Below are 26,603 nucleotides of genomic sequence, written 5' to 3'. Positions count from 1 at the left end.
TTGCAATCAGGGCGGCAAATAGCCGCCCTGATTGCATTTAGTGCGACAGCGCGACCAGTTCTTCCTGCGTCAGGCCCGTAAGGTGCATAATCAAATCCAGTTCCAGACCGCGGGCGAGCATTTTTTGTGCGATATTACGTGCTTCAACCTGCCGACCTTCTTCTAACCCTTTTTCCAGACCTTGCTGCATGCCTTCTGCTCTGCCTTTTTCTTCCAACCATTCGGCAATTGTCATCAACTGTTCCTTGTACTGTGGCGCACTCTGCGCCAGTTGGCGGACAAGTACGCCGGGTTCCGTGGTATTTCCTGCTTTAAGCATGTAATTAATCAAAACGTCGATTTGATATTCTGTCAGATGCTCTTGCGTTAATAGCGTAATGAGTTGATCTAATAATTCGCTCAGATCCCGTCGACGAATATGTTTTTGCAGGAGTTCCAGCATCGCTACCCGTTGATGCTGCAAGATCTGATTATCTGGCATTACAGTCAGGTCTACCAGTGCAAATTCATTGCCGTAAAGTGCTTTCGCAAGCTTTGGCTCGCTAAACAGGTGATGCCAGTTAAGGGTATAAGGCCACGGACTTTCCATGCCATGGTAAAACAAGACAGGGACAACCAGAGGTAACGTTTTATGCCCGGCGTTAAGGTGATGCTGCATGGCGGCAATAGCGTAGCGCATCAGGCGAAAGGCCATGAATTTATCGGGTTTGCTCTGATGTTCAATCAGCGCGTAAACATAGCCGGGTCCATGTTTTGTTTGCAGGGAATAGAGGATATCTGAATAGCAGGTGCGTAAATCGTCCTCAATAAAGCTGCCTGATTCCAGCGTTAATGTCTCCATATCGCATATATTGAGAAATGCTTCAGGCAAATGGATTTGCAAAAAATCTCGGGCGACCTCTTTTTGCGTTAGCATTTGCCGAAAGACCGCATCGTGCGGTGTCGTGGGGAGTCGTTCCATGATCGGTCCGTTATTGTCGTGATGTTGCGACGACTCTGGCACCGAAGCCAATGGCAGACCAGAGAGCAATTAATCAGTTTGCGAGGCGTCTTCCGCAGTTTTAAGTTTGTTTTCATAATCACGCATAACGATCTCCAGCGCGCGTAGCACCGTGCGCGCTGGTAGCTGATTCTCTTCAAGCAAAACAATCAAATCGACGGCCAATTTGACCTCGTCCGGGGCGTTTTCAAGGGACATACATTCTCCGGTGATTAGCGGGTTAAACGCGCCAGCACGTTTTCAATCCTTGCCAGCGCATGACGGCAGCGTGCCAGTCGTGCTTCGAACGCCTCGACTTCTCGGTGCAGCTTTTGCTGCTCCTCAAACCCCGAGGCCTGAGCCAATTGCTCTTTACGTTTACGTGTCATCTCAACCAGACGCCGTTCAAATTCCTGATGCTGAACGCGTTTACGTTGCCAGCGGGCAAGACCCGGCGAGGCGCTGTCCCACTCTCTCAGTGACCAGGTGGCAGATTCGCGTGAAATCGCTTCTAACTGTGAGGCGAGATGTTCCGCAAGCCAGGCAATTTGCGGCAATTGTTGCTGCTCAACGGCACGACGCAGGGCGGCAAGATTATCGCCAGCTTCATCCAGACAAGCCTGCAACAGCGTGCTGCGAGTACGAAAAAGATGACGATCGAAACGGGCGCTGAGCGTTGCGTGATGCGCCAGGGGGGCACATTGCTGGCGCAGGCTATTGAGTTGACTTTCGAGCTTCTGTAGTAGCATGACGGTTTTCACGACAACACTCCGATGAAAATGAGAACTGTTATGCTAAAGTAGCGATTCTCTGTGTTAAGTACTCATATTATGCAACGCATTATTCTAATCATCATTGGCTGGGTAGCGGTAGTGTTAGGCACGCTGGGCATTGTATTGCCACTGTTGCCTACCACGCCATTTATCCTGCTGGCCGCCTGGTGTTTTGCTCGTTCATCGCCTCGCTTTCACGCCTGGCTGCTTTATCGTTCGTGGTTTGGCGGTTATTTGCGCCACTGGCAAAAACACCGCGCGATGCCGCCGGGAGCCAAACCTCGCGCTATTTTGTTGATCGTGCTGACCTTTAGCGTTTCGTTGTGGTTCGTTAATATGTTGTGGGTTCGCGTGCTGCTGCTGGTGATTCTCACCTGTTTGCTGATTTTTATGTGGCGAATCCCGGTGGTTGATGAAAAGCAACAAAAGCACTGAAGCACAATAATCGCTGTTGCAATTGTCTCTCACAGCCAGTAAATTCAACCGTTTTCGAGCACAGGCGCAGGTGGTCAAAGGTTAAGCAAATGTAACCCTGGCCCTTAATATAGACACAAAATCATTCAAGATACGTCGAGGCGGCAACTGAATGAATCCCCGGAGCTTACATCAGTAAGTGACTGGGATGAATGAAGGCAGCCAACAAAGAGGTAGCTTGAAGGATGAAGTGTATAGTGCGCCGTGAAGTAATACTGTATTAATCAGGCACAAACTTATGACCGCGACTGCACAGCAGCTTGAGTTTCTCAAAAATAGCATCAAAAGCATCCACGACTACCCGAAGCCGGGCATTCTTTTCCGTGATGTCACCAGTTTGCTGGAAGACCCGAAAGCGTACGCGCTCAGCATCGAATTGCTGGTTGAACGTTACAAAAATGCCGGTATTACCAAAGTGGTCGGTACTGAAGCGCGTGGCTTCCTGTTTGGCGCACCGGTCGCGTTGGGCCTGGGCGTCGGGTTTGTTCCCGTGCGTAAACCGCGTAAGCTTCCGCGTGAAGTCATTGCTGAGAGCTACGAGCTGGAATACGGCACCGATCAGCTGGAAATCCATGTTGATGCCATCAAACCAGGCGATAAAGTTCTGGTCGTTGACGACCTGCTGGCAACCGGTGGCACGATTGAAGCGACCGTGAAGCTGATCCGTCGTCTGGGCGGCGAAGTGACTGATGCTGCTTTTATCATTAATCTGTTTGATCTGGGCGGCGAACAACGCCTGGAAAAACAGGGGCTGACTTGTTACAGCCTGGTCCCATTCCCGGGCCACTAAGTTCGGACTCTCTTTTTTGCCATTTTGGCTCCGGTCAGTGCTCAACATCCTCACGTACTGCGTGTACGTTCCGGTTTCTGCGCGCTGCCCGAAACCAAACTGGCTGTAACGATAGCGCCCGAATATAACGTGTCAACCTCGCCGTCGGTGCGAGGTTGTGTTAGCATTACCCCCTTGTGAATCCACCCTCCAGCCTTTCAGAGCCTGCCAATGAGTTATCAGGTCTTAGCCCGAAAATGGCGCCCACAAACCTTTGCTGACGTCGTCGGCCAGGAACATGTGCTGACGGCACTGGCGAACGGCTTGTCGTTAGGGCGTATTCATCATGCATATCTTTTTTCCGGCACTCGTGGCGTCGGAAAAACCTCTATCGCCCGTTTGTTGGCGAAGGGACTAAACTGTGAAACCGGCATCACGGCTACGCCTTGTGGTGTATGTGATAACTGCCGCGAAATCGAGCAGGGGCGTTTTGTCGATCTGATTGAGATCGATGCTGCGTCGCGCACCAAAGTTGAAGACACCCGCGATCTGCTGGATAACGTCCAGTATGCGCCAGCGCGTGGTCGCTTTAAGGTCTATCTGATCGACGAAGTGCACATGCTGTCGCGCCACAGTTTTAACGCTTTACTGAAAACGCTCGAAGAGCCGCCTGCGCACGTCAAATTCCTGCTGGCGACCACCGATCCGCAAAAACTGCCTGTGACTATCCTGTCACGTTGTTTGCAATTCCACCTTAAGGCGTTGGATGTTGAGCAGATTCGTCATCAGCTTGAACATATCCTCAATGAAGAGCATATCGTTCATGAGCCTCGTGCGCTGCAGTTGCTGGCCCGTGCAGCGGATGGCAGCCTGCGTGATGCGCTGAGTCTGACCGATCAGGCGATTGCCAGCGGCGATGGACAGGTCTCTACCCAGGCGGTGAGCACTATGCTCGGTACGCTGGATGACGATCAGGCGCTGTCGCTCGTTGAGGCGGTTGTTGCTGCGGATGGTGAGCGCGTCATGACGCTGCTGCATGATGCCGCCGCGCGCGGCATTGAATGGGAAGCGTTGTTGGTTGAGATGTCGGCCTTGCTGCATCGTATTGCGATGGTACAGCTTTCACCCGCCGCGCTTGGCAGTGATATGGCCGCAATTGAGCAGCGTTTACGCGAACTGGCGCGGACTGTACCACCGACCGATGTGCAGCTTTACTACCAGACGTTGTTAATTGGGCGCAAAGAATTACCGTATGCGCCAGACCGACGTATGGGGGTAGAAATGACGCTGCTGCGTGCACTGGCTTTTCATCCGCGCCAGCCGCTTCCGGAGCCTGAAGTACCGCGACAGTCGTTTGCTCCGGCTGCCCCCACCGCGGTGCTGACCCCGACGCAGGTCCCACCGCAACAGTCTGCACCGGTGCATCATGATGTGCCGTTATCTGACGCCACCAGCCAGGTACTGGCGGCACGTAGTCAGCTGCAGCGCGCTCAGGGAGCGACCAAACCAAAAAAGAGTGAACCGGCAGCCGCTTCCCGCGCGCGGCCGGTGAATAATGCTGCGCTGGAAAGACTGGCTTCGGTGTCTGAACGTGTTCAGGCCCGCCCTGCGGTCTCTGCGCTGGAAAACGCGCCGGCGAAAAAAGAAGCCTACCGCTGGAAAGCGACCAATCCAGTTGCAGAAGTCAAAGAAGTCGTCGCCACGCCGAAAGCGCTGAAAAAAGCGCTGGAACACGAAAAAACGCCAGAGCTGGCCGCAAAGCTTGCGGCTGAAGCCATTGAGCGCGATCCCTGGGCTGCGCAGGTGAGCCAGCTTTCGTTGCCCAAACTGGTGGAGCAGGTAGCGCTGAATGCCTGGAAAGAAGAAAATGGCAATGTGGTTTGCCTGCATCTGCGTTCTACGCAGCGCCATCTTAATTCCAGCGGCGCGCAGCAAAAACTGGCTGAAGCATTGAGTACCTTAACGGGGTCAACAGTTGAATTGACCATCGTTGAAGATGATAATCCTGCGGTGCGTACGCCGCTGGAATGGCGTCAGGCCATTTACGAAGAGAAACTCGCGCAGGCGCGTGAGTCGATTATTGCGGATAATAACATTCAGACGCTGCGCCGTTTTTTCGACGCGGACCTGGACGAAGAGAGTATTCGCCCCATTTGATCGTGAGCCTAATGGTTTGACGGTCGTCATCCCTTAACGTGATTGAGAGAGAAGCCTATGTTTGGTAAAGGCGGTCTGGGTAACCTGATGAAACAGGCCCAGCAGATGCAAGAAAAAATGCAGCAGATGCAAGAAGAAGTCGCCAAGCTGGAAGTCACCGGAGAATCTGGCGCAGGTCTGGTAAAAGTGACCATCAACGGTGCGCATAACTGCCGTCGCGTGGAAATCGATCCAAGCCTGCTGGAAGACGACAAAGAGATGCTGGAAGATCTGGTTGCTGCAGCATTCAACGATGCGGCACGTCGCATTGAAGAAACGCAGAAAGAGAAAATGGCCTCCGTTTCCTCCGGTATGCAGTTGCCACCTGGCTTTAAGATGCCGTTCTGATGCAAACCAGCCCGCTGTTAACTCAGCTGATGGAAGCATTGCGCTGTCTGCCGGGCGTTGGCCCGAAGTCGGCGCAGCGCATGGCGTTCACGCTCCTGCAGCGCGATCGCAGCGGCGGGATGCGTCTGGCGCAGGCGTTAACGAAAGCGATGTCGGAAATCGGCCACTGTGCCGATTGCCGCACCTTCACGGAGCAAGACGTCTGCAACATCTGTTCAAACCCGCGTCGCCAGGAAAATGGTCAGATTTGTGTGGTGGAGAGTCCTGCGGACATCTATGCCATTGAGCAAACCGGGCAGTTTTCCGGACGTTACTTTGTGCTGATGGGACACCTGTCGCCGCTGGATGGCATCGGGCCTGATGATATCGGGCTCGATCGTCTGGAGCAGCGACTGGCGTCTGAACACATCAACGAACTGATCCTGGCGACCAATCCCACGGTCGAAGGAGAGGCAACCGCCAACTATATTGCTGAGCTTTGTATGCAATATGGCGTTGAAGCCAGCCGTATCGCTCATGGCGTACCGGTAGGCGGCGAGCTGGAAATGGTCGACGGTACGACACTGTCGCACTCTCTGGCAGGACGACACAAGATTAAATTCTGAACAAACGGAGGCCGCGACGGCGGCTTCCGCTTGAAATCCTTCCCGCTTGTCCCCATTTCACCCTCAACGTGTTTTTACCATTAAAAATGGCATTGTTGAGGTAGATCTACATGAAAGGACAAGAAACTCGTGGTTTTCAGTCAGAAGTAAAACAGCTTCTGCACCTGATGATCCATTCTCTGTATTCCAATAAAGAAATCTTCCTGCGTGAGCTTATCTCTAACGCCTCGGATGCGGCAGACAAGCTGCGTTTCCGCGCCCTGTCTAATCCGGACCTGTATGAAGGTGATGGTGAGCTGCGTGTGCGTGTTTCCTTCGATAAAGATAAGCGTACGTTGACCATTGCTGATAACGGCGTGGGGATGAACCGTGATGACGTTATCGATCATCTGGGGACCATTGCGAAATCCGGTACCAAATCTTTCCTCGAATCCATGGGCTCCGATCAGGCAAAAGACAGCCAGTTGATCGGCCAGTTCGGGGTAGGCTTCTATTCCGCGTTTATTGTGGCGGATAAAGTCACTGTGCGTACCCGTGCTGCGGGTGATAAGCCTGAAAACGGTGTGTTCTGGGAATCTGCGGGCGAAGGTGAATACACCGTTGCCGACATTACCAAAGAAGACCGCGGTACCGAAATCACTCTGCACCTGCGTGAAGGGGAAGACGAGTTCCTGGATGACTGGCGCGTGCGTTCCATCATCAGCAAATATTCCGATCATATCGCGCTGCCGGTAGAGATTGAAAAACAGGAAGAAAAAGACGGTGAAACCGTTGTTTCCTGGGAGAAAATCAACAAGGCACAGGCGCTGTGGACGCGTAACAAGTCAGAAATCAAAGACGACGAATACAACGAATTCTACAAGCATATCGCGCATGACTTCACCGATCCGCTGACCTGGAGCCACAACCGTGTGGAAGGTAAGCAGGAATACACCAGCCTGCTGTACATTCCGTCACAGGCCCCGTGGGATATGTGGAACCGCGATCACAAGCATGGTCTGAAACTGTACGTTCAACGTGTATTCATCATGGATGACGCTGAGCAGTTCATGCCGAACTATCTGCGCTTTGTGCGCGGTCTGATAGATTCCAACGATCTGCCGCTGAACGTGTCTCGTGAGATCCTGCAGGACAGCACCGTCACCCGTAATCTGCGTAGCGCACTGACCAAACGTGTATTGCAGATGCTGGAAAAACTGGCAAAAGATGACGCTGAAAAATACCAGACCTTCTGGAAACAGTTTGGCCTGGTACTGAAAGAAGGGCCGGCGGAAGATCACGCTAACCAGGAAACCATCGCTAAGCTGATGCGCTTCGCATCCACACACACAGATTCTTCCGCACAGACCGTGTCGCTGGAAGACTATGTCTCACGGATGAAAGAAGGGCAGGAGAAGATCTACTACATTACTGCAGACAGCTATGCGGCGGCGAAGAGCAGCCCGCACCTCGAACTGCTGCGTAAGAAAGGCATCGAAGTCCTGCTGCTTTCTGACCGCATCGATGAGTGGATGATGAACTACCTGACTGAATTCGACGGTAAGGCGTTCCAGTCTGTCGCTAAAGCTGACGAGTCTATCGACAAGCTGGCAGACGAAGTTGATGAATCGGCAAAAGAAGCGGAAAAAGCGCTGACGCCGTTTGTTGAACGCGTGAAAACCCTGCTGGGCGACCGTGTGAAAGAAGTGCGTCTGACGCACCGTCTAACCGATACGCCAGCGATTGTCACCACTGACGCAGACGAAATGAGTACCCAGATGGCGAAGCTGTTTGCCGCTGCGGGCCAGGCTGTGCCGGAAGTGAAATATATCTTTGAACTGAACCCAGACCACGTGTTGGTAAAACGCACGGCGGATACTCAGGACGAAGCGCAGTTTAAAGAGTGGGTCGAATTGCTGCTGGATCAGGCGTTGTTTGCTGAGCGCGGTACGCTGGAAGACCCTAACCAGTTCATCCGTCGAATGAACCAGTTGCTGGTATCCTGATAGCGGTTGCGTTACGTGATGCCGGATGGCGCTAACGCTTATCCGGCCTACAAAATCTCGTATACCGTAGGCCGGATAAGGTGTTTACACCGCTATCCGGCATTTTCTCTTCTTATTTTCAATTTTCCCGCCGTTAACCGTTTCAGCGTCAGGCGTCTTTCTTGAGCCAATTGCGTGATGGTGGTATCGTTTAGCGCTTTTTAAAAAATATCGACAACCTTTAAGGGGATTTTCGTAATGCGTATCATTCTGCTTGGCGCTCCGGGCGCGGGTAAAGGAACTCAGGCTCAGTTCATCATGGAGAAATATGGTATTCCGCAAATCTCCACCGGTGATATGCTGCGTGCCGCCGTGAAATCTGGCTCCGAGCTGGGCAAACAAGCGAAAGACATCATGGACGCCGGTAAGCTGGTGACTGATGAGCTGGTGATCGCGCTGGTAAAAGAGCGTATTGCTCAGGAAGACTGCCGTAATGGTTTCCTGCTGGACGGCTTCCCGCGTACTATCCCGCAGGCTGATGCCATGAAAGAAGCGGGCATCAACGTGGACTACGTTCTGGAGTTTGACGTTCCGGATGAGCTGATCGTTGATCGTATCGTTGGTCGTCGCGTACACGCTGCTTCTGGCCGCGTTTACCACATCAAATTCAATCCGCCTAAGGTTGAAGGTAAAGACGACGTGACCGGCGAAGAGCTGACCACCCGTAAAGACGATCAGGAAGAGACCGTACGTAAGCGTCTGGTGGAATACCATCAGATGACTGCTCCGCTGATCGGTTACTACTCTAAAGAAGCGCAGGCGGGTAACACCAAATACGCGAAAGTTGACGGCACTCAGGCCGTTGCTGACGTTCGCGCAGCGCTGGAAAAAATCCTCGGTTAATTTTTTCGCGCTTAATGCCGGATGGCGGTGTATACACCTTATCCGGCCTACGATTTTTTGTAGGCCTGATAAGCGCAGCGCCATCAGGCAAATTCTCGTCTTACCTCTCACAGCAATTAGTTCTTCTTCTCCGCTTTTCCGCTACAATTATCAACAATTTGAATCGATAAGAGGCGGTAATGCGTCAGACGAAAACCGGTATCCTGCTGGCTAATCTCGGCACTCCCGATGCCCCAACCCCTGAAGCTGTTAAACGTTACCTGCGCCAGTTTTTAAGCGATACCCGCGTAGTTGATACATCCCGTCTACTGTGGTGGCCGTTGCTGCGTGGTGTGATTTTACCGTTGCGTGCGCCGCGTGTGGCAAAGCTGTACCAGTCAATCTGGATGGAGGAGGGTTCTCCACTGATGGTTTACAGTCGTGCGCAGCAGCAGGCACTGGCGGAGCGTTTACCCGATACGCCCGTCGCACTGGGAATGAGCTACGGTTCACCTTCGCTGGAAAGTGCGGTTGATGAATTGCTGGCAAGCGGCGTTGACCACATTGTGGTGTTAACGCTGTACCCGCAATACTCCTGTTCGACGGTGGCGGCAGTCTGGGACGAGCTGGCGCGTATCCTGGCGCGTAAGCGCGGTATTCCTGGGGTTTCCTTTATCCGTGATTACGCGGACGACAACAGCTATATTGATGCGCTGGCTAAAAGTGCCCGCGATTCGTTTGCACAGCACGGTGAACCCGATTTACTGCTGCTCTCCTACCACGGCATTCCGCAGCGCTACGCCGATGAAGGCGACGATTACCCGCAGCGCTGCCGTGATACCACTCGTGAACTGGTCTCTGCGCTTGGCCTGGCCCCGGAAAAAGTGATGATGACCTTTCAGTCACGCTTTGGCCGTGAGCCGTGGCTGACGCCATATACTGACGAAACGTTAAAAATGCTGGCGGAGAAAGGGACCGGATATATCCAGGTGATGTGTCCAGGCTTTGCGGCAGATTGCCTCGAAACACTGGAAGAGATTGCGGTGCAAAACCGGGAGATTTTCCTTGAAGCGGGTGGTAAGAAATATGAGTATATTCCGGCGCTGAATGCCGCGCCGGAGCATATTGAAATGATGGTAAAACTGACTGAAGCCTACCGCTAAAGCTGTTGCTTAAAGAAACGCGCGCCATCCTGCAGAGCCTTATCGGCGGTTTTCATCATCCGCGAATAATGCAGGAAGGCGTGCAACATGCCAGGGTACATTTGATACTGACAGGTCTGCTGATGCGCTTGCAGCGTCTGGAAAAGTAATCGGCTGTCATCAATCAACGGATCGAACTCGGCGCTGGCGATAAAGCAGGGCGGCATGTCGTGCGTAAGATCGTTATTAAACAGGCAATAATACGGCGACTCACGATCGTCGACGCTACGCAGATAGGCATTTTCGTACATCTGCAGATCCTCACGTCCTAAACCATCCCACGCTCCGCCCATCAGTCGGCGGCTAAGCGAATCCTGCAGACCGTAAAGCCCGTACCACAACAGTACGCCAATGACCTTACCGCAGGGGATCTGTTTATCACGTAACCACAACGCACTGGCGAGTGCCAGCATGGCACCTGCGGAATCGCCGGCAAAACCAATATGTTTCACATTGAGAGAATAATCGTCGGCGTGGTGATGGAAATATTGGCAGGCGGCGACAATCTCTTCGATGGCCTGCGGGAAGCGCGCTTCTGGCGACAGCGAGTAGTCGATGCCAATGACTGTGCACTGCGTGTAGTGCGCCAGTAGACGCATAATGCGATCGTGCGTATCCAGATTACCGAGAATAAAGCCGCCGCCGTGTAAATAATAGAGCGTGGCCTGGCTGTGAGGCTGCGGTGAATAAATACGTGTGTTAACAGAGCCATAGCGGGTGGAAACCGCACACTCTTGGGTACTCATTTGCGGTGCATCAGCATTCCAGAATTGCCGTTCATGTATGTAGTACTTTCGTTGGGCCACGATATCATCGGCAGCGGGCCAGGGTGGCAGGTCATCGCGATGAAAATTCACCACGACGTTCATTTCATCTGAAATTCTGTCGAGTACGGGGATCTTGTTATCCGGCTTCATAAAACGCTCCTTGTGGACGATGATTTATTGTAGAAACTGAGACCGGATAAACTGCGATCCCGCCGTCCGATATTGAAACTTAGCGCCGCATCGCATGCATATCAGGTAATGTGCTACCATGCATCGCTCAGTTAACCACCCATATAATCGACCATGAAATTTCCCGGTAAACGTAAATCCAAACACTATTTCCCCGTCAGCGCGCGCGATCCGTTGCTGCAACAAATTCAGCCTGAAAATGAGACCAGCGCGGCCTGGGTAGTCGGTATCGACCAAACGCTGGTGGATATTGAAGCCAAAGTGGATGATGATTTTGTAAAACGTTATGGATTAAGCGCCGGGCACTCTCTGGTGATTGAAGATGATGTTGCGGAAGCACTCTACCAGGAGCTGGTACGCGAAAACCTGATCACCCATCAGTTTGCAGGTGGCACCATCGGTAACACCATGCATAACTACTCCGTGCTGGCAGACGACCGCTCGGTGCTGTTGGGTGTGATGTGCAGCAATATCGAAATTGGTAGCTACGCGTATCGCTATTTATGCAACACCTCCAGCCGCACCGATTTGAACTATCTGCAGGGTGTAGATGGCCCGATTGGCCGCTGCTTTACACTGATTGGTGAATCCGGCGAGCGCACATTTGCCATCAGCCCCGGTCACATGAACCAGTTGCGCGCGGAGAGCATCCCTGAATCGGTGATTGCCGGGGCTTCCGCGCTGGTGTTGACCTCCTATCTGGTACGCTGTAAGCCGGGCGAACCGATGCCTGAAGCGACCATGAAGGCGATTGAATTTGCCAAAAAGCACAACGTTCCGGTGGTACTGACATTGGGGACCAAATTCGTTATTGCGGATAACCCACAGTGGTGGCAGGAATTTCTGAAAGAGAATGTCTCTATTCTGGCGATGAACGAAGAAGAAGCTGAAGCGCTGACCGGTGAAAACGATCCGCTGCTGGCGTCAGATAAAGCACTGGATTGGGTAGATTTAGTCTTGTGTACTGCCGGGCCGGTGGGACTGTATATGGCCGGCTTTACTGAAGAAGAGGCGAAACGCAAAACTCAGCATCCGCTGCTGCCAGGCGCTATTGCTGAATTCAACCAGTACGAATTTAGCCGCGCAATGCGCCATAAAGATTGTACGAATCCGCTGCGTGTGTATTCACATATCGCACCATATATGGGCGGGCCTGAAAAAATCATGAACACCAACGGTGCTGGCGACGGTGCATTGGCTGCATTGCTGCATGATATTACCGCGAACAGCTATCACCGCGGCAATGTACCCAACTCCAGCAAGCACAAATATACCTGGCTGACATATTCATCTTTAGCCCAGGTGTGTAAATATGCCAACCGCGTGAGTTATCAGGTGCTGAACCAGCATTCACCGCGTCTGACGCGGGGGTTGCCGGAGCGTGAAGACAGTCTCGAAGAGTCGTACTGGGACCGCTGAGTACTTGCCCGATAGCGCTGCGCTTATCGGGCTTACACCAGTGTGGGAATACGTAGGCCGGATAAGCGTAAGCGCCATCCGGCACGTAACATTAACTGGCCGTAGCAACGTCACCGGCAGGCGGTGTTTCAATCAGTTCCAGCATAGTCCGTGCGATTTCACGTTCACCCATCACCACCTGATTGGCACCACGTTCCGTGATGTACTCAACCTCATCGTCATAGTGAGCCCGGGCGATAATCTCAATCGACGGGCACTTCTGACGCGCACAAGCGACAATCTCACCCGCTTCGTAACCATTTGGAATGGTCAGCAGCAGCCAGCGTGCGCAATCCAGATGCGCCAGATTCATAATTTCTTCGTTAGCCGCATTACCGAGTACGGCACGGATCCCGCGCTCACGCAGTTCATCCACGCGGGTGCGCGATGTTTCAATAACGACCAGCGGGATACCCGCCGCCATCAGCTTTTCACCTAACAGGCTGCCGACACGACCAAAACCGACCAGCAGTGCATGATTACAAATATCAACCGGGATCTGCTTCTCTTCTTCGATAGCCTCTTCCAGTGTCTGCTCTTCCAGTGTTTCGGTTTTGGCGAGATATTTCTCTAATACAGCAAACAGCACCGGGTTGAGCATAATGGAGAGAATTGCACCTGCCAGCACCAGGTTTTGTCCGGCTTGTGGTAACAGGTTCAGTGCCATACCAAGGCCCGCCAGGATAAAGGCAAACTCACCAATCTGCGCCAGGCTGGTAGCAATGGTGAGCGCTGTACGCTGAGAGTGACCAAACAGGCGTACCAGGAAGTAGGCAGCGACGGATTTACCGAAGATAATAATCGCCAGAGTACCCAGCACGGCCAGTGGCTGCTGGATCAGGACTAACGGATCAAACAGCATACCGACGGAAACAAAGAACAGTACGGCGAAAGCATCGCGTAGCGGTAGGGTATCGTGCGCCGCTCGGTGGCTCAATTCTGACTCGTTCAGCACCATACCGGCAAAGAACGCACCCAGTGCAAAGGAAACATCGAACAGCTCCACCGCGCCAAAGGCGATACCCAGCGCTAACGCCAGCACCGACAGGGTAAACAGTTCGCGGGAACCTGTAGCGGCGCTGCGGGCCATAATCCACGGTACCAGCCGGCGACCAACCAGCATCATAATGGCGATAAATGCCACGACCTTACCGATGGTAATGCCCATATCCACGGCCAGCGAAGTAAAGCCGACGTTTTCTTTTTCCAGCATTCCGGCGACAGCAGGCAGGAGAACCAGCGTCAGCACCATCATCAAATCTTCGACAATCAGCCAGCCAATCGCGATTTGCCCGCGCTGGCTATCAATGAGCTGCCGTTCTTCAAGCGCACGTAACAGCACCACGGTACTGGCGGTTGAAAGACACAGCCCAAAGACGATACCGACCATCAGCGACCAGCCCATTATTGCTGAAAGCGCCATACCCAGTAGCGTCGCCACGGCAATTTGGGCGATAGCGCCGGGAATGGCGATGGACTTTACCGCCATTAAATCCTTCAAGGAGAAGTGCAGCCCCACGCCGAACATCAGTAGGATAACGCCAAGCTCCGCCAGTTCAGGTGCAAGCTTAGTATCAGCAACAAAACCAGGTGTAAATGGACCGGCCAGAACGCCCGCTAACAGATATCCCACCAGAGGAGAAATACGTAGTTTATTGGCAATCATGCCTAATATAAAAGCGAGCACAAGGCCGCCGACAATGGTGGTGATAAGCGGGGTGGCGTGATGCATTCCGTCTCCTTTGGTTGCTGTGTTAATCCTGAAAACCCAAATTCCGAGTAATAGTTTATGACAATTTTAATGTTTATGTTTATGAATAATTATTGAATTTTGATGAAAATAGGATTTTAAGCGTAAAAAAGCACGGATCGGAAAACTACGGGGGGATGTATGAGGCAAAGGCTGATGGTCACTGTAAGTGATGACGGCCAAAGTTTACTTTTGGCCGTCAGAAAATCAGGCTTTATGTCGGTTATCAGGTAAGAATATGGTCAGTATCCCCAGAAGAGGCAGGAAAGCACATATTTTATAGACCAAATCGATACTGGTATGGTCGGCAATCAGTCCTAACACCGCGGCACCCAAGCCGCCCATGCCGAAGGCAAAACCGAAAAATAGCCCAGAAACCATACCGATACGGCCCGGAAGCAGCTCCTGCGCGTAGACCAGAATGGCAGAAAAGGCCGATGCAAGGATAAAACCAATAATCACGGTTAAAATCCCAGTCCATTCAAGGGTTGCATAGGGCAAAATGAGGGTAAACGGCGCTACGCCGAGGATAGAGCCCCAAATAACGTATTTTCTGCCAATCTTATCACCTAATGGCCCACCAATTACCGTCCCGGCCGCAACGGCAAACAGGAAGGCAAACAGGTGGAACTGAGCATTTTGTACCGATAATCCGAATTTTTGCATCAGATAAAAGGTGTAATAGCTACTGATACTCGCCATATAGAAGTATTTGGAGAAAATCAGCACCAGCAGAATCCCCACCGCCAGTACCACTTTATTTCGTGGTAGCGGATTGACGATGGCGACCTTTGGCTTTCCTTTACTCATCCGATGTTGTGCGGCGTACCAACGGCTAATCTGTGCCAGTACCACAATCGCCAGCAGGGCCGCCAGTACGAACCAGGCCACATTACCCTTACCGTATGGCGCGATGATGACAGCGGCCAGTAGTGGCCCCAGAGAACTACCGAAGTTACCACCGACCTGGAAAATAGATTGAGCCAGCCCATGACGGCCACCGGAGGCCATACGCGCCACGCGAGAGGATTCCGGATGGAATACTGAAGACCCGGTACCGACCAGCGCTGCGGCGAGCAAGACCATATGGAAACTGCCTGCCATAGCCAGTAGCACAAGCCCACTCAGCGTGAAGCACATTCCAATCGGTAGCGACCATGGCATAGGGTATTTGTCCGTCCAGTAGCCGACAACCGGTTGCAGCAGCGAAGAGGCGAGCTGGAAGGTTAGCGTAATCATCCCGATCTGCATAAACGTCAGTGAAAACTCTGACTGTAAAAGCGGATAAATCGCCAGAATCAGCGATTGGATCATATCGTTTAGCAGATGAGAGAGGCTGATCGCCCCTAAAATGCCAAATGAGGTGCGTGCTTTAGCAACCGACGCTGACGCGCCAGCCACTGGCTGGGTTGGTTCACTTATTGCCATAGAAAGTCACTTCTGTTTGGGTTGCGATTATGAGGGTAATCTAATTTGTTATTATTACTTGCCTAACATACCTGCGGAAGGTGTTTGAAGGAAGTCTCATTTCTGAAAACATTTTCGACTATTATTTCATATCATTGTAATTTCAGTCGTTGATATTGGCTCAGGGAGAGTACATGAAATTTTTAACACGGGGTGTGGCGCTGGCGTTATTGGCCGCATTTGCGCTGGCAGGTCAGCCTGCTCAGGCGTACGAAAAAGATAAAACCTACAAAATTACCATTCTGCATACCAACGATCATCACGGTCACTTCTGGCGCAGCGAATACGGGGAATATGGACTGGCGGCGCAAAAAACGCTGGTGGACGGTATTCGTAAAGAGGTGGCTGAGGAGGGCGGCAGTGTACTGCTGCTTTCCGGTGGCGACATTAATACCGGCGTACCAGAATCCGATCTCCAGGATGCGGAACCTGATTTTCGCGGGATGAACCTGATTGGCTACGACGCGATGGCGGTCGGAAATCACGAGTTTGATAATCCCATGACCGTCTTGCGCCAGCAGGAAAAATGGTCGAAATTCCCGTTTCTCTCAGCCAATATCTATCAGAAAAGCACCGGCGAACGTTTGTTTAAGCCGTGGGCTATCTTTAAGCGGCAGGATTTAAAAATCGCGGTTCTGGGTTTAACAACCGATGATACGGCGAAAATTGGCAACCCGGAGTTCTTCACCGATATTGAGTTTCGCAAACCTGCGGAAGAAGCAAAGCTGGTTATCCAGGAACTCAATATGAATGAAAAGCCAGACATCATCATCGCTACCACGCATATGGGGCATTATGACAACGGCAATCACGGCTCGAACGCACCGGGTGATGTGGAAATGGCGCGTAGCCTGCCCACCGGGGCGCTGGCGATGATTGTGGGTGGTCACTCGCAGGATCCGGTGTGCATGGCATCGGAAAACAAAAAGCAGGTTGATTACGTACCGGGTACGCCATGTGCGCCAGATAAGCAAAACGGTATCTGGATTGTGCAGGCGCATGAGTGGGGTAAATACGTTGGCCGGGCGGACTTTGAATTCCGCAATGGCGAAATGAAAATGGTCAACTACCAACTCATTCCGGTAAACCTGAAGAAAAAAGTGACCTGGGATAACGGTAAAAGTGAGCGTGTACTTTACACCCCAGAAATTGCTGAAAACCAGCAAATGCTGTCGTTACTGACGCCATTCCAGAATAAAGGCAAAGCGCAGTTGGATGTCAAAATTGGCAGTGTCAATGCGCGTCTGGAAGGTGACCGTAGCAAGGTGCGTTTTGTGCAGACCAACATGGGGCATCTGCTGCTTGCTGCGCAAATGGCACGCACCGGCGCTGATTTTGGCGTGATGAGCGGCGGCGGCATCCGTGATTCCATCGAAGCCGGTGATATCACCTATAAGAGTGTGCTGAAGGTACAACCGTTCGGCAATATTGTGGTGTATGCCGACATGAGTGGGAAAGAGGTGATTGACTATCTGACCGCCGTGGCGCAAATGAAGCCGGACTCCGGGGCCTATCCGCAGTTTGCCAACGTCAGCTTTGTGGCGAAAGACGGTAAACTTAACGATCTGAAAATCAAAGGCGAACCTGTTGACCCGGCTAAAACGTATCGCATGGCAACGCTGAGCTTCAATGCCACCGGCGGCGATGGTTATCCGCGAATTGATAACAAGCCAGGTTATGTGAATACCGGGTTTATCGATGCGGAAGTGCTGAAAGAGTACGTACAGAAAAACTCACCGCTGGATGCCAGTATGTATGAGCCGAAGGGTGAAGTTACCTGGCAGTAACAGGGGGAGTGCCGGATGGCGGTGCTGGCACCTTATCCGGCCTACAGGCTGTAAGCGTATTCGGTTTGTAGGCCTTAAAGCTGCGCGCCATCAGGCAATCTTCCATACCTGCTTAATCGCGGCGTGCGATGTCGGCAAATTTCGCATCCAGAATTTTCGCCAGATCGTTCGCCGCCAGTTCAATATCCAGCCCGCGTTTGCCGCCGGAAACATAAATAGTGTCGAATGTCTGAGCGGGTGCATCAATCAGCGTTGGCAAACGTTTTTTCTGCCCAAGCGGGCTAATACCGCCGACCAGATATCCCGTTGTGCGTTGCGCAACCATTGGGTCGGCCATATCGACCTTTTTGGCGCCCAGCGCCTTCGCGACCTTTTTAAGATCCAGCTGTCCGGCTACCGGGGTGACGGCAACCGCCAGATGTTTCATATCGCCATTCACGGCAACCAGCAGTGTTTTGTAGACCTGATCCGCATTCAGCCCTAATTTACGGACCACTTCGTCGCCAAAGTTGGTCTCGGACGGATCGTGATCGTAGGTGTGGATCTGAAAAGAAATTTTGTTTTTTTCGAGTAGTTTAACGGCGGGTGTCATAGCAATTTTTCCTGGCCCAGACAAAATACGCCATAAGCATACGCCTGATGGTGGTGGAAAAAATAGTACCATCTTGCGCAATAGTATTGGCAGGATGACGACTTTGAGCGACAATCGACCTACACCGATGCTTTAAGCGTCGGCATAATAATAATGATGAAATTCCTCTTTGACGGGCCAATAGAAATATTGGCCATTTTTTTTATCGCATCATCTCCGGTAAGTTTCCCTCCCCATACAGATGCAGTGCGCCCACTGCGACCACATAGTGGCCCGCAGGCATTGCCTTGAGTTTGTCCCGCCAGGCCTCATTACGCTGGTGCATGAGTACGTCATATAAAGACTGGCTGAATGTGTTGGGTAATGTGAGTTCGCCATTTTGTGGTGGTGATTCAAGCCACCAACCCATCATTTGTTGCAGCAACCTGGCGTTGGTATGCCAGTGTGTCAGGGTATCGTCGAGCAAAGCCAAACCGTTATCAGGCAATTGGCATAACAGGTCGATTTGGCTGGAAGCGCCTTCCAGTTCAATAATGGGTTTTTGCGCCTGTTTAGCCGCTTTGAGCAGTTGGTAGTCAATGCCATATTCCGCCCGTAATCCCAGCTGTTGCGCCTGCGTGGCTTGCAAGATCATGGCTATTTGCCACAGGGGCTGAGTCGAAAACAGGGAGGGGGAAATACCAAGATCGCCAGAAACTTTTTGCAGGTTGCGCAATTGCTCTTCGCTGATGCGTTCTTCCAGCGCAGCAAAAACCGGAAGATTGGCAAACGGTGCATCGTCACCGGAGACATCGGCTTCGACAATCAGTGCATCAGCGCGGCTGAGTTTTTTCAGTAACCTGGCAGGCAGAGGGGCCATACCCCGGCTACCCATATGAATACTGCCAATCAGATGAAAATGGCGGTTGCCAGGCAAAGAGACATCGATGGCCGGCCAGGTATAATGGTTACCGCGCAGTGCAGACCATAATGCTTTTACCCGGTATAACAAATCCATACGGCCTCCCTTGAGTTGACTTCCATGCTAGCGCGTGGTCCAGGAAGGTGCAATCCGTGAATCGTTGAATGGCGACGCAAAATCGTCTTATCCGGCCTACATTATCACTTACTTTTTGTAGGCCGGATAAACGAAAGTGCCGTTTGGCAAAGAGTTACTCTTTCGGTTTAAAGCGCAGCAGTCGGTTGGCGTTGCTCACCACGGTAATAGAAGAGAGCGCCATCGCAGCTCCGGCAACGACCGGGTTCAGCAGGGTTCCGGTGAACGGCCACAGAATCCCGGCGGCAACGGGGATACCGATGCTGTTGTAGATAAATGCGCCGAGCAGGTTCTGCTTCATATTACGCAGCGTTGCCCGCGAGATAGACAGCGCATCCGCAACGCCCATCAGGCTATGACGCATCAGCGTGATCGCAGCGGTCTCAATCGCCACATCGCTGCCTCCGCCCATTGCAATACCCACATCGGCCTGTGCCAGGGCAGGGGCATCGTTAATGCCGTCACCGACCATGGCGACCTGACGTCCCTGGCTCTGCAGACGTTTAATTGCTTCCGCTTTACCGTCTGGCAGTACGCCGGCTATCACCTCATCAATACCTGCTTCTTTGGCAATGGCATTGGCCGTAGTTGGGTTATCACCGGTGAGCATCACCAGACGATAGCCAGCGCGGTGCAGACGCTGAAGCGCGGCCACGCTGTCGCTGCGCAATGGGTCACGTACCGCTAACAAGGCTGCTGCTTGCCCGTCAATGGCTAACAGCACCGGGGTTGCCCCTTGGGAAGCCTGAGCCGTGATCTCGGTTTCCATTTCGGTGGTAACAACGTGCTGTTCGTTGAGCAGTGCCTGGTTACCCAGTAATAACGTATGACCTTCAGCTTCCCCGCTGACGCCTAAACCGCGCAGCGTACGGAAACCATTGACCTGTGGCAGCGTAACATCGCCCGCTTTATCCAGAATCGCCCTGGCCAGCGGATGGCTGGAACCCTGTTCAAGGGCGGCTGCCAGGCGAACAGCCAGTGCTTCGTCGATATTGCCGAACGTTTTGATGGCGACAACCTGCGGTTTACCTTCGGTCAGCGTACCGGTCTTGTCAAAGACGACGGTATCAAGCGTGCTGGCGCGTTGCAGCGCATCGGCATCACGTACCAGCACACCAAACTCAGCGGCACGACCCACCCCGGAAATAATCGACATGGGTGTGGCCAGACCTAGCGCACAAGGACAGGCAATAATCAGTACGGTGGTGGCAATCACCAGCGTATAAACAATTTGTGGTGCCGGGCCGAAAAAGTACCAAATTGCTGCACTCACCAGTGCAATCACTACCACCACCGGAACGAATACCGAGGAAATACGGTCGGCCAGCTTACCAATCTCGGGCTTACTGCTTTGTGCCTGACGTACCATGCGAATAATACGCGATAACGTCGTGTGGCTACCGACGGCACTGGCGCGGAACAGCACGCTACCATCCTGAACTACAGTACCGGCGTGGACGCTATCACCTTCCCCTTTTTGTTGCGGGATTGGTTCGCCGGTCAGCATCGCTTCATCCAGCCAGGCCTCGCCCTGTGTGATTTCGCCATCTACCGGAACGCGATCGCCGGTGGTCAGACGTAGCAACATGCCTGCCTGCACATCGGCCAGTGGCACGTTTTTTTCACCGTCATCAGTCACAACACGTGCGGTTGGCGGTGTTAAATCGAGTAGTTTTTCCAGCGCTTTGGAAGAGCGTTGGCGGGCGCGTGCTTCCAGCATATGGCCAAGGTTAATTAGACCGATAATCATGGCACTGGCTTCATAATAGAGATGCCGTGCTTCCATTGGGAACCATTGCGGCCAGAGGTTTACGCTCATGGAGTAGAGCCAGGCGACCCCCGTGCCCAGCGCGACCAGTGTATCCATGGTCGCGGTGCCGTTCATCAGGCTTTTCCACGCGCTGCGGTAGAAGTGACCGCCTGCGAAGACCATGACAGCGAGTGTTGCCAGACCAATGACCAGCCACAGGCTACGGTTGTCGGCACTCACCATCATGTTATCGCCAATCATTCCCCATACCATGACCGGGACACCCAGCAACAGCGCAACCGCCGCCTGCCAGCGAAAACGTTTCATGGTCGCAACGGCGGTTTCCTGCTGGCGTTCGCGACGCTTAGCGTCGTCTTCGATCGCTTCCGCGCCATAGCCGGCTTTTTCCACCGCCTGCACTAAATCTGCGGCGGATGCACTGCCCATTACCAGCGCAGTGCGCTCTGCCAGGTTTACCCGTGCCTGCGTGACACCCGGTACGCTTTGCAGCGCATTTTGTACGCGGGAGACACAGCTGGCGCAGCTCATGCCGTTTAACAGCAACTGTTGGCTATCATCTTCTTCAGCCGTAGCTGCCGGAAGCTCAGGGGGGACCGCTGCCAGTGCTTCCGACGGGATTGATGACTCCGCCAGCGGTTTAGCCTTTGGGTGGCTTAACTCCGCGCCATAACCGGCTTGTTTGATGGTTTCGATCAGCGCCTCGGCACTGGCGCTACCGGTGACATGGGCTTCTGTCACCGTGACATCCGCGAGTTCCACGTCCGGGCGTTGTTCGAGACTTTCTTTAACGCGTTTTACGCAGTGACCACAGGACAGACCGTCCAGAGTCAGATCGATAGTTTGAGACATAACAAATTTCCTCTATGATTGGTCGGTAAACGTTGACCTTAGCAGTCGTTTTGACTAACTGTTATAAAGGTTAAACCTTCCATCAAGGGGAAGGTCAAGGGGGAAGATGTGAATATATCCGATGTTGCTAAAAAAACCGGTTTAACCAGTAAAGCGATACGCTTTTATGAAGAAAAAGGTCTGGTGACGCCGCCACTACGTAGCGAAAACGGCTATCGCACATACAACCAGCAGCATCTGAATGAACTGACGCTGTTGCGTCAGGCGCGGCAGGTTGGCTTTAACCTGGAAGAGTGCGGTGAGCTGGTCAATTTGTTTAACGATCCGGCGCGTCACAGCGCGGATGTCAAAAAGCGCACGTTAGAAAAAGTGGCGGATATCGAGCGGCATATCAGCGAGCTGCAGGCCATGCGCTTGCATTTGCTGGCGCTGGCGGACAGTTGCCCAGGTGATGATAGCGCCGAATGCCCGATCATGGATAATCTCTCCGGCTGCTGCCATCACAAAGCAAAGGCTTAACGGCGAGAGGGATTGAGCATAAACACCACTGTGCCACGGTACCACGGGGATTTTTCAAGCTGAGCCTCAGCCTGCAGATCCCGGCTACCGTTTTGCACCAGCCCCAGCTTAAACGGAATACGCAGACGGGCGAGTGCAGGCAGATACGCCTGATAATTTGCCACCGTCTGACGCCCCTGATAGCTCTGCACCACCAGTTCATCGACCGCCAGTGCGTTTAGCGTGGCGACATCCCCGGTTTTTGCCCAGTCCAGCAGACCTGTCACGCCAAGCGCAAACTCTGGCGGCAACTGTTGACGCAATTGGTGCAGAAAACGGGCGTAATCAGCAAGCTGGTGGGTCGCCGCGTCAAAATCGACCTGCAGGCCGACGACGTGGTTGCCGGCGCTCTGCCAGCGTTGCATCAGCCGTATGATTCGGGCCGGAATCTCCTCCGGTACGTCGAGCGTGGTAAAGCGGACCGTCAGCCAGATTGAGGGAAAAGTCAGACGACTGACTGGCAGTCCCAGACGCTGGAAAACCACGTTACCCGATCGAACCAGCACCTCGCCCTGATGCAGATAGACCGTTTGCGCATTTTGCAGTTCATCACTGGCTTTCACCCCGGACCACAGCCAGAAGGCCGAATGGTCACGGGCGGCGACGATATCCGCCGCCTGTGCCTGACCGGCCAGCAGCGCAATTACCAATAGTATTTGAGTTTTTGCGCCCACGGGCTTCCCGGATACTGCGTCTTTAACTGCGCGAACCAGTCTTTTCGCTGTGATTTATCCACGTCTTCGCCGCCGCATTCGTTATAACCTGACGGGGAGTAGCACATGATGGCCCGATACAGCGCAAAACTTTTATCCTCGACTTCCGCTGTTGGGGACGCGATAACCTGTTGATAATAGCGCTGCCTGTCGAACTGGCCGAACGGCTCCTGTCGCGTAATGGCCACTTCCAGCACATCGTTCCCGCTACTGTTTTTCCACAGATCGACATGGGTTTGTGTGGTACGGAAGAACTCACCCAGACAGTTCAGCGCGTGGGCATCATCGGCTTTGCGGCTTAATACCGTGACCGTTTCATTGAGGCTGCGGCAGGTATAGCCGACCTGAGCGGCATCACCGTTCCAGTCAAACACGCTCAGATTGACGTCATCAAATGCAGAGCCAACAACCGGTTGGCTAATGGCACGGGCCAGTTTCCGGTCATTCAACCAGTCCGCAAAACGGTTCTCGGTAAGATCCCGAACCAGCAACGTATGCAGGGCTATCGTGCGCTCTTCATTGTTAGGCCCATGGGTAGCTTGCTGGCGTAGCAGTTCAGGCGTTGCCTGTGTTTTCAGCACCTGAGAGCGGAAACGCAGATTGGTTACCGCACTGTCCGGGGCGAATATCGCCGCGCTGTCACCACTATAGACCAGCGTAGCCGCCAGCTTGGCCTGCACATATTGCTGCTGCTCGTTATCTTTGCTCACTTTCAGCAACTGCTGCCAGAACGCGCGTGCGGTAGACCATTGCTGTTGGCCCATTAGCGCTTCGCCGTAGAGCACCTGTTCGCTAAACGCGAGCGTATCGTGTGCGGAAAGTTGTTGCGCCGGGGTTACTGTCTGAACAATGGCCGCATAGTTGCCCGCCGCCATCCATAAATTCAGCTGTAGATTGCGCCACAGCGGCATGTGTTGGCTTTGTTCAAATACCGGCTTGCTCGCATCAAGTTGCGCCTGGGTCAGCGTGGGTTTTTTATCGCTATTCAGACGCAGTGCGCGTAACAGTTCGATATAGCTCACGCGGGGGGCATCAGGAAAGGCTTCAATTACGGATTGATCATAGAATTGCATACCGTAGACGTTATCGTATTCTGTCACGGTCTCACGCAACTGCTGCGCATTGGCCGACGTATCGAGAGCCTGCTCATACAGTCCGGCCAGCTGTGGCCAGGCTTGTAAATACCAGTTGATACGCCGCAGCATACCGCGCGTCGAATCGGCGTACTGGCCTTGCGGCCAGCGATGCAGATAGGCTTGCGCCTGTGTCTGTGCCTGAGCGGCATCCTGGTGGTTAATTCTGGCGATATCAAAATCACCGTATTCACCGACGCTGTTCTGACTACTTTTATTCAGTGCTGTGCGCATTAGCATGTACTGCGCCGTTTCTGCCAGCCATGGGCGATCGCTTTTCGCCAACTGAGTAAACGCTTGTTCGGCATTCACATAATCACCGGCATAGAAATTGGCGGCGGCAATCAGGTACGTTTTATAGCGTTGGGCACTGGAATCCACAGGCAGAGTAGTCAATGAGGCATCGATCTGCTCACGGGTTGCGCCGGACAACAGCCCCATACGCGCGTGCGCCAGAGCTTGACGTTGTTCAACCGTCAACGAGGTATCGGCGAGCAGCGCGGCAAAGAATTGACTGGCACTGCTCATATTATTCGAAACGTGGCGGTTTTCGAGATCATCATTATTGCGGATTACCTCATCCGCGCTGATGTGCAGTTCAGCCATTTGCCGGGTTAGCGTGTCGTCAGCATTTTGCTCCGGGGCTGCGGCTGCGGGCGACGTGATGTCATCCCACTGCGGGTGATAAGCGAAATAGAAATCACGGGAGCGGGTGATATCCTCAGGCATCGCCTGTATCGGCAGGGCGAACGATTTCTCCTGACTCAGCAGTCGTAGCAGGTTATCACGGCTGTCGTTTCCGGGGCTGAAGGTAGGCGTGCCTTTCAGCAGACAGTGGTCATCGCTCCATTTGCAATCTTCTATATCTGATGAGGCAAACGCCTGAGGAGCGACTGCCAGTAGTGTGAAAAGGGCAAAGGCGAGGGGTGTCTTCCTGACCATAGTCTTATTTCCTGTCTGTTTTATGGTGATACGGCTTTGATTACCAGAGTAATGCCTTCAACGGCAACCACTTCAACGTGTGTTCCGGCGCTTAAGTCATCATTGGCGCTGACGGGCCACGAGCTGTCGCCGACGCGCATATGCCCGCGACCATTGACCAGGGCGGTTTCCAGTGTAAACCGACGGCCAACCAACTGTTGTCCGCGCTGATTAAGATGACTGTCGGCCGGTTTCTGCTCTTGCACGCGCTTCGCCAGCCATTTCCACCACAACCAGGCCGCCAGCAGTGTTAATACGGCGAACATTGCTCCCTGCCACGCCCAGTCGAGCGGTACGAGCCAGATAACCAGCCCTGTTATCACCGCCGCTACACCGCTCCATAGCAGATAACCGTTACCGCCCAGCATCTCGGCGGCCAATAGCAGACCCCCGAGGCTAAGCCAGAAGATATGTGGGTGAACCAGAATCATCGCTATCATGATTTTTTCCGTTCGCTGGCGCTGTCCTTAATCAGCTCAGTGATCCCGGCGATGGAGCCCATCAGGCTGCTGGCATCCAGCGGCATCATCACCACTTTGCTGTTATTCGACGAACCGATATGTTGCAGCGCTTCGGTGTATTTCTGTGCCACAAAGTAGTTCACAGCCTGAATGTCCCCAGCGGCAATGGCTTCAGATACCATCTGCGTTGCACGAGCTTCCGCTTCCGCTGAACGTTCACGTGCTTCGGCCTGTAAGAAAGCGGACTGGCGTTCACCTTCTGCTTTCAGGATTTTCGACTGTTTCTCACCTTCGGCCTTGACGATCTCCGCCTGGCGGATCCCCTCGGCTTCAAGAATGTAGGCACGCTTGGTACGCTCTGCTTTCATCTGCGCGTTCATCGCATCGATAAGCTCAGCCGGAGGGCGCACGTCGCGGATCTCAATACGGGTGATTTTGATGCCCCAGGGATTGGTGGCTTCATCAACGATATGCAGCAAGCGCGTATTGATGTTGTCGCGCTGGGAGAGCATCTCATCGAGTTCCATCGAGCCGAGAACGGTACGGATGTTGGTCATGGTCAGGTTAATGATCGCCAGTTCCAGGTTGCTGACTTCATACGCCGCCTTTGGCGCGTCGATGACCTGAATAAAGCACACGGCATCAATGGCAACGTTAGCGTTGTCTTTGGAGATGACCTCTTGCGACGGAATATCAAGAACCTGTTCCATCATGTTGATCTTACGACCAATTCGGTCCATAAATGGCACAACAAGACTTAACCCCGGTTGCAGGGTCTTGGTGTAACGCCCGAAACGTTCCACCGTCCACTGGTATCCCTGCGGGACGATTTTCACGCCCGCACCGACGATGACCAGTGCGACAAAAATAAGAATAGGAATAAAAATGAGCATCGATGA

24 protein-coding genes, 1 pseudogene and 1 other annotated feature are annotated in these 26,603 nt (G+C 53.1%); of the genes and pseudogenes, 11 read left to right on the top strand and 14 right to left on the bottom strand.

From position 1 onward, the window contains the following. Positions 1 to 37: 37 nt before the first annotated feature. From NNO02_RS00255 to priC, 3 genes are all read right to left on the bottom strand, one after another. On the bottom strand, positions 38 to 961 hold the full coding sequence (locus NNO02_RS00255; protein WP_271454014.1) for an Rpn family recombination-promoting nuclease/putative transposase: 924 nt from the start codon (positions 959 to 961) through the stop codon (positions 38 to 40). A 69-nt stretch (positions 962 to 1,030) separates the two neighbouring features. Then, positions 1,031 to 1,198, bottom strand: coding sequence for a pleiotropic regulatory protein RsmS (gene rsmS / locus NNO02_RS00250; protein ID WP_096758034.1), 168 nt, complete (start codon positions 1,196 to 1,198; stop codon positions 1,031 to 1,033). A 14-nt stretch (positions 1,199 to 1,212) separates the two neighbouring features. Beyond that, a complete protein-coding gene (gene priC, locus NNO02_RS00245) occupies positions 1,213 to 1,740 on the bottom strand; it encodes a primosomal replication protein N'' (protein ID WP_271441598.1) in 528 nt (175 codons plus the stop codon). Positions 1,741 to 1,809: 69 nt separating this feature from the next. Here priC and NNO02_RS00240 point away from each other — a divergent pair, with 69 nt between their 5' ends. From NNO02_RS00240 to adk, 7 genes are all read left to right on the top strand, one after another. Continuing rightward, positions 1,810 to 2,187 (top strand): DUF454 family protein, encoded by a 378-nt coding sequence (locus tag NNO02_RS00240; protein ID WP_271449471.1) that lies wholly within the window; start codon positions 1,810 to 1,812, stop codon positions 2,185 to 2,187. A 277-nt stretch (positions 2,188 to 2,464) separates the two neighbouring features. Further along, positions 2,465 to 3,016, top strand: coding sequence for an adenine phosphoribosyltransferase (gene apt / locus NNO02_RS00235; RefSeq protein ID WP_006685676.1), 552 nt, complete (start codon positions 2,465 to 2,467; stop codon positions 3,014 to 3,016). Positions 3,017 to 3,226: 210 nt separating this feature from the next. Further along, positions 3,227 to 5,152: a DNA polymerase III subunit gamma/tau gene (dnaX, locus tag NNO02_RS00230; RefSeq protein ID WP_271449470.1), complete on the top strand. Its 1,926-nt coding sequence runs from the start codon at positions 3,227 to 3,229 to the stop codon at positions 5,150 to 5,152. Continuing rightward, positions 4,485 to 4,549: a sequence feature (DnaX frameshifting element), on the top strand. It overlaps the preceding gene by 65 nt. Before the next feature lie 57 nt (positions 5,153 to 5,209). Continuing rightward, positions 5,210 to 5,539 (top strand): YbaB/EbfC family nucleoid-associated protein, encoded by a 330-nt coding sequence (locus NNO02_RS00225; protein WP_003021764.1) that lies wholly within the window; start codon positions 5,210 to 5,212, stop codon positions 5,537 to 5,539. Next, on the top strand, positions 5,539 to 6,144 hold the full coding sequence (recR, locus tag NNO02_RS00220) for a recombination mediator RecR (protein WP_079938353.1): 606 nt from the start codon (positions 5,539 to 5,541) through the stop codon (positions 6,142 to 6,144). The genes NNO02_RS00225 and recR overlap by 1 nt, the downstream gene beginning before the upstream one ends. A gap of 110 nt (positions 6,145 to 6,254) precedes the next feature. Then, entirely contained in the window at positions 6,255 to 8,129 is a 1,875-nt protein-coding gene (htpG, locus tag NNO02_RS00215; RefSeq protein WP_271449469.1) for a molecular chaperone HtpG, read from the top strand. Between the two features lie 237 nt (positions 8,130 to 8,366). Next, positions 8,367 to 9,011, top strand: coding sequence for an adenylate kinase (gene adk, locus NNO02_RS00210; protein ID WP_003021773.1), 645 nt, complete (start codon positions 8,367 to 8,369; stop codon positions 9,009 to 9,011). Between the two features lie 16 nt (positions 9,012 to 9,027). Here the strand turns inward: adk and NNO02_RS23800 are convergent. Continuing rightward, positions 9,028 to 9,108 (bottom strand): annotated as a pseudogene (locus NNO02_RS23800) (hypothetical protein); the annotation flags it as partial. Positions 9,109 to 9,190: 82 nt separating this feature from the next. On the opposite strand from NNO02_RS23800, the gene hemH reads away from it, so the two are divergent. Then, on the top strand, positions 9,191 to 10,153 hold the full coding sequence (gene hemH / locus NNO02_RS00205; RefSeq protein WP_271454013.1) for a ferrochelatase: 963 nt from the start codon (positions 9,191 to 9,193) through the stop codon (positions 10,151 to 10,153). Here hemH and aes read toward each other — a convergent pair. Then, positions 10,150 to 11,109, bottom strand: a complete 960-nt coding sequence (gene aes, locus NNO02_RS00200) for an acetyl esterase (RefSeq protein WP_271454012.1) — start codon at positions 11,107 to 11,109, stop codon at positions 10,150 to 10,152. The genes hemH and aes overlap by 4 nt on opposite strands. A 153-nt stretch (positions 11,110 to 11,262) precedes the next feature. On the opposite strand from aes, the gene gsk reads away from it, so the two are divergent. Further along, on the top strand, positions 11,263 to 12,567 hold the full coding sequence (gsk, locus tag NNO02_RS00195; RefSeq protein WP_137384601.1) for an inosine/guanosine kinase: 1,305 nt from the start codon (positions 11,263 to 11,265) through the stop codon (positions 12,565 to 12,567). Positions 12,568 to 12,658: 91 nt separating this feature from the next. On the opposite strand, the gene ybaL is transcribed toward gsk, so the two are convergent. Both ybaL and fsr read right to left on the bottom strand, forming a co-directional pair. After that, positions 12,659 to 14,338, bottom strand: coding sequence for a YbaL family putative K(+) efflux transporter (ybaL, locus tag NNO02_RS00190; protein ID WP_271449466.1), 1,680 nt, complete (start codon positions 14,336 to 14,338; stop codon positions 12,659 to 12,661). Positions 14,339 to 14,563: 225 nt separating this feature from the next. Then, positions 14,564 to 15,784, bottom strand: a complete 1,221-nt coding sequence (gene fsr / locus NNO02_RS00185) for a fosmidomycin MFS transporter (RefSeq protein ID WP_121584311.1) — start codon at positions 15,782 to 15,784, stop codon at positions 14,564 to 14,566. Positions 15,785 to 15,957: 173 nt separating this feature from the next. Between fsr and ushA the strand changes: the two genes are divergently transcribed. Continuing rightward, positions 15,958 to 17,610 carry a bifunctional UDP-sugar hydrolase/5'-nucleotidase UshA gene (ushA, locus tag NNO02_RS00180; protein ID WP_271454011.1) on the top strand — a complete coding sequence of 551 codons (1,653 nt, stop codon included), beginning with the start codon at positions 15,958 to 15,960 and terminating at the stop codon, positions 17,608 to 17,610. 112 nt (positions 17,611 to 17,722) lie between these two features. Here the strand turns inward: ushA and ybaK are convergent, their stop codons facing one another. The 3 genes from ybaK to copA all read right to left on the bottom strand — a co-directional run bounded on the left by ybaK (position 17,723) and on the right by copA (position 21,858). Next, the gene (gene ybaK / locus NNO02_RS00175; RefSeq protein ID WP_137384598.1) at positions 17,723 to 18,202 is read right to left on the bottom strand and encodes a Cys-tRNA(Pro)/Cys-tRNA(Cys) deacylase YbaK; all 480 of its coding nucleotides are present in this window, start codon (positions 18,200 to 18,202) and stop codon (positions 17,723 to 17,725) included. A 202-nt stretch (positions 18,203 to 18,404) separates the two neighbouring features. Then, positions 18,405 to 19,199 (bottom strand): TraB/GumN family protein, encoded by a 795-nt coding sequence (locus NNO02_RS00170; protein ID WP_271454010.1) that lies wholly within the window; start codon positions 19,197 to 19,199, stop codon positions 18,405 to 18,407. 154 nt (positions 19,200 to 19,353) lie between these two features. Then, on the bottom strand, positions 19,354 to 21,858 hold the full coding sequence (copA, locus tag NNO02_RS00165; protein ID WP_271454009.1) for a copper-exporting P-type ATPase CopA: 2,505 nt from the start codon (positions 21,856 to 21,858) through the stop codon (positions 19,354 to 19,356). Between the two features lie 108 nt (positions 21,859 to 21,966). Between copA and cueR the strand changes: the two genes are divergently transcribed. Next, positions 21,967 to 22,377, top strand: a complete 411-nt coding sequence (cueR, locus tag NNO02_RS00160) for a Cu(I)-responsive transcriptional regulator (RefSeq protein ID WP_126318972.1) — start codon at positions 21,967 to 21,969, stop codon at positions 22,375 to 22,377. Here the strand turns inward: cueR and NNO02_RS00155 are convergent. From NNO02_RS00155 to NNO02_RS00140, 4 genes are read right to left on the bottom strand one after another with little or no spacing between them, the layout of a single operon-like run. Further along, positions 22,374 to 23,090, bottom strand: a complete 717-nt coding sequence (locus NNO02_RS00155) for a DUF3142 domain-containing protein (RefSeq protein ID WP_271454008.1) — start codon at positions 23,088 to 23,090, stop codon at positions 22,374 to 22,376. The two genes, cueR and NNO02_RS00155, sit on opposite strands and share 4 nt — an antisense overlap. Then, the gene (locus tag NNO02_RS00150; protein WP_271454007.1) at positions 23,060 to 25,204 is read right to left on the bottom strand and encodes a hypothetical protein; all 2,145 of its coding nucleotides are present in this window, start codon (positions 25,202 to 25,204) and stop codon (positions 23,060 to 23,062) included. The genes NNO02_RS00155 and NNO02_RS00150 overlap by 31 nt, the downstream gene beginning before the upstream one ends. A 20-nt stretch (positions 25,205 to 25,224) precedes the next feature. Next, positions 25,225 to 25,683 (bottom strand): NfeD family protein, encoded by a 459-nt coding sequence (locus NNO02_RS00145; protein ID WP_271454006.1) that lies wholly within the window; start codon positions 25,681 to 25,683, stop codon positions 25,225 to 25,227. After that, positions 25,680 to 26,597: an SPFH domain-containing protein gene (locus NNO02_RS00140; protein ID WP_005125227.1), complete on the bottom strand. Its 918-nt coding sequence runs from the start codon at positions 26,595 to 26,597 to the stop codon at positions 25,680 to 25,682. The genes NNO02_RS00145 and NNO02_RS00140 overlap by 4 nt, the downstream gene beginning before the upstream one ends. Positions 26,598 to 26,603 lie beyond the last annotated feature (6 nt).

Source organism: Citrobacter sp. Awk 2, from assembly GCF_028069815.1.
In the GTDB taxonomy this organism is placed as follows: Bacteria; Pseudomonadota; Gammaproteobacteria; order Enterobacterales; family Enterobacteriaceae; genus Citrobacter.
This window is presented reverse-complemented; position numbering and strand designations above follow the sequence as displayed.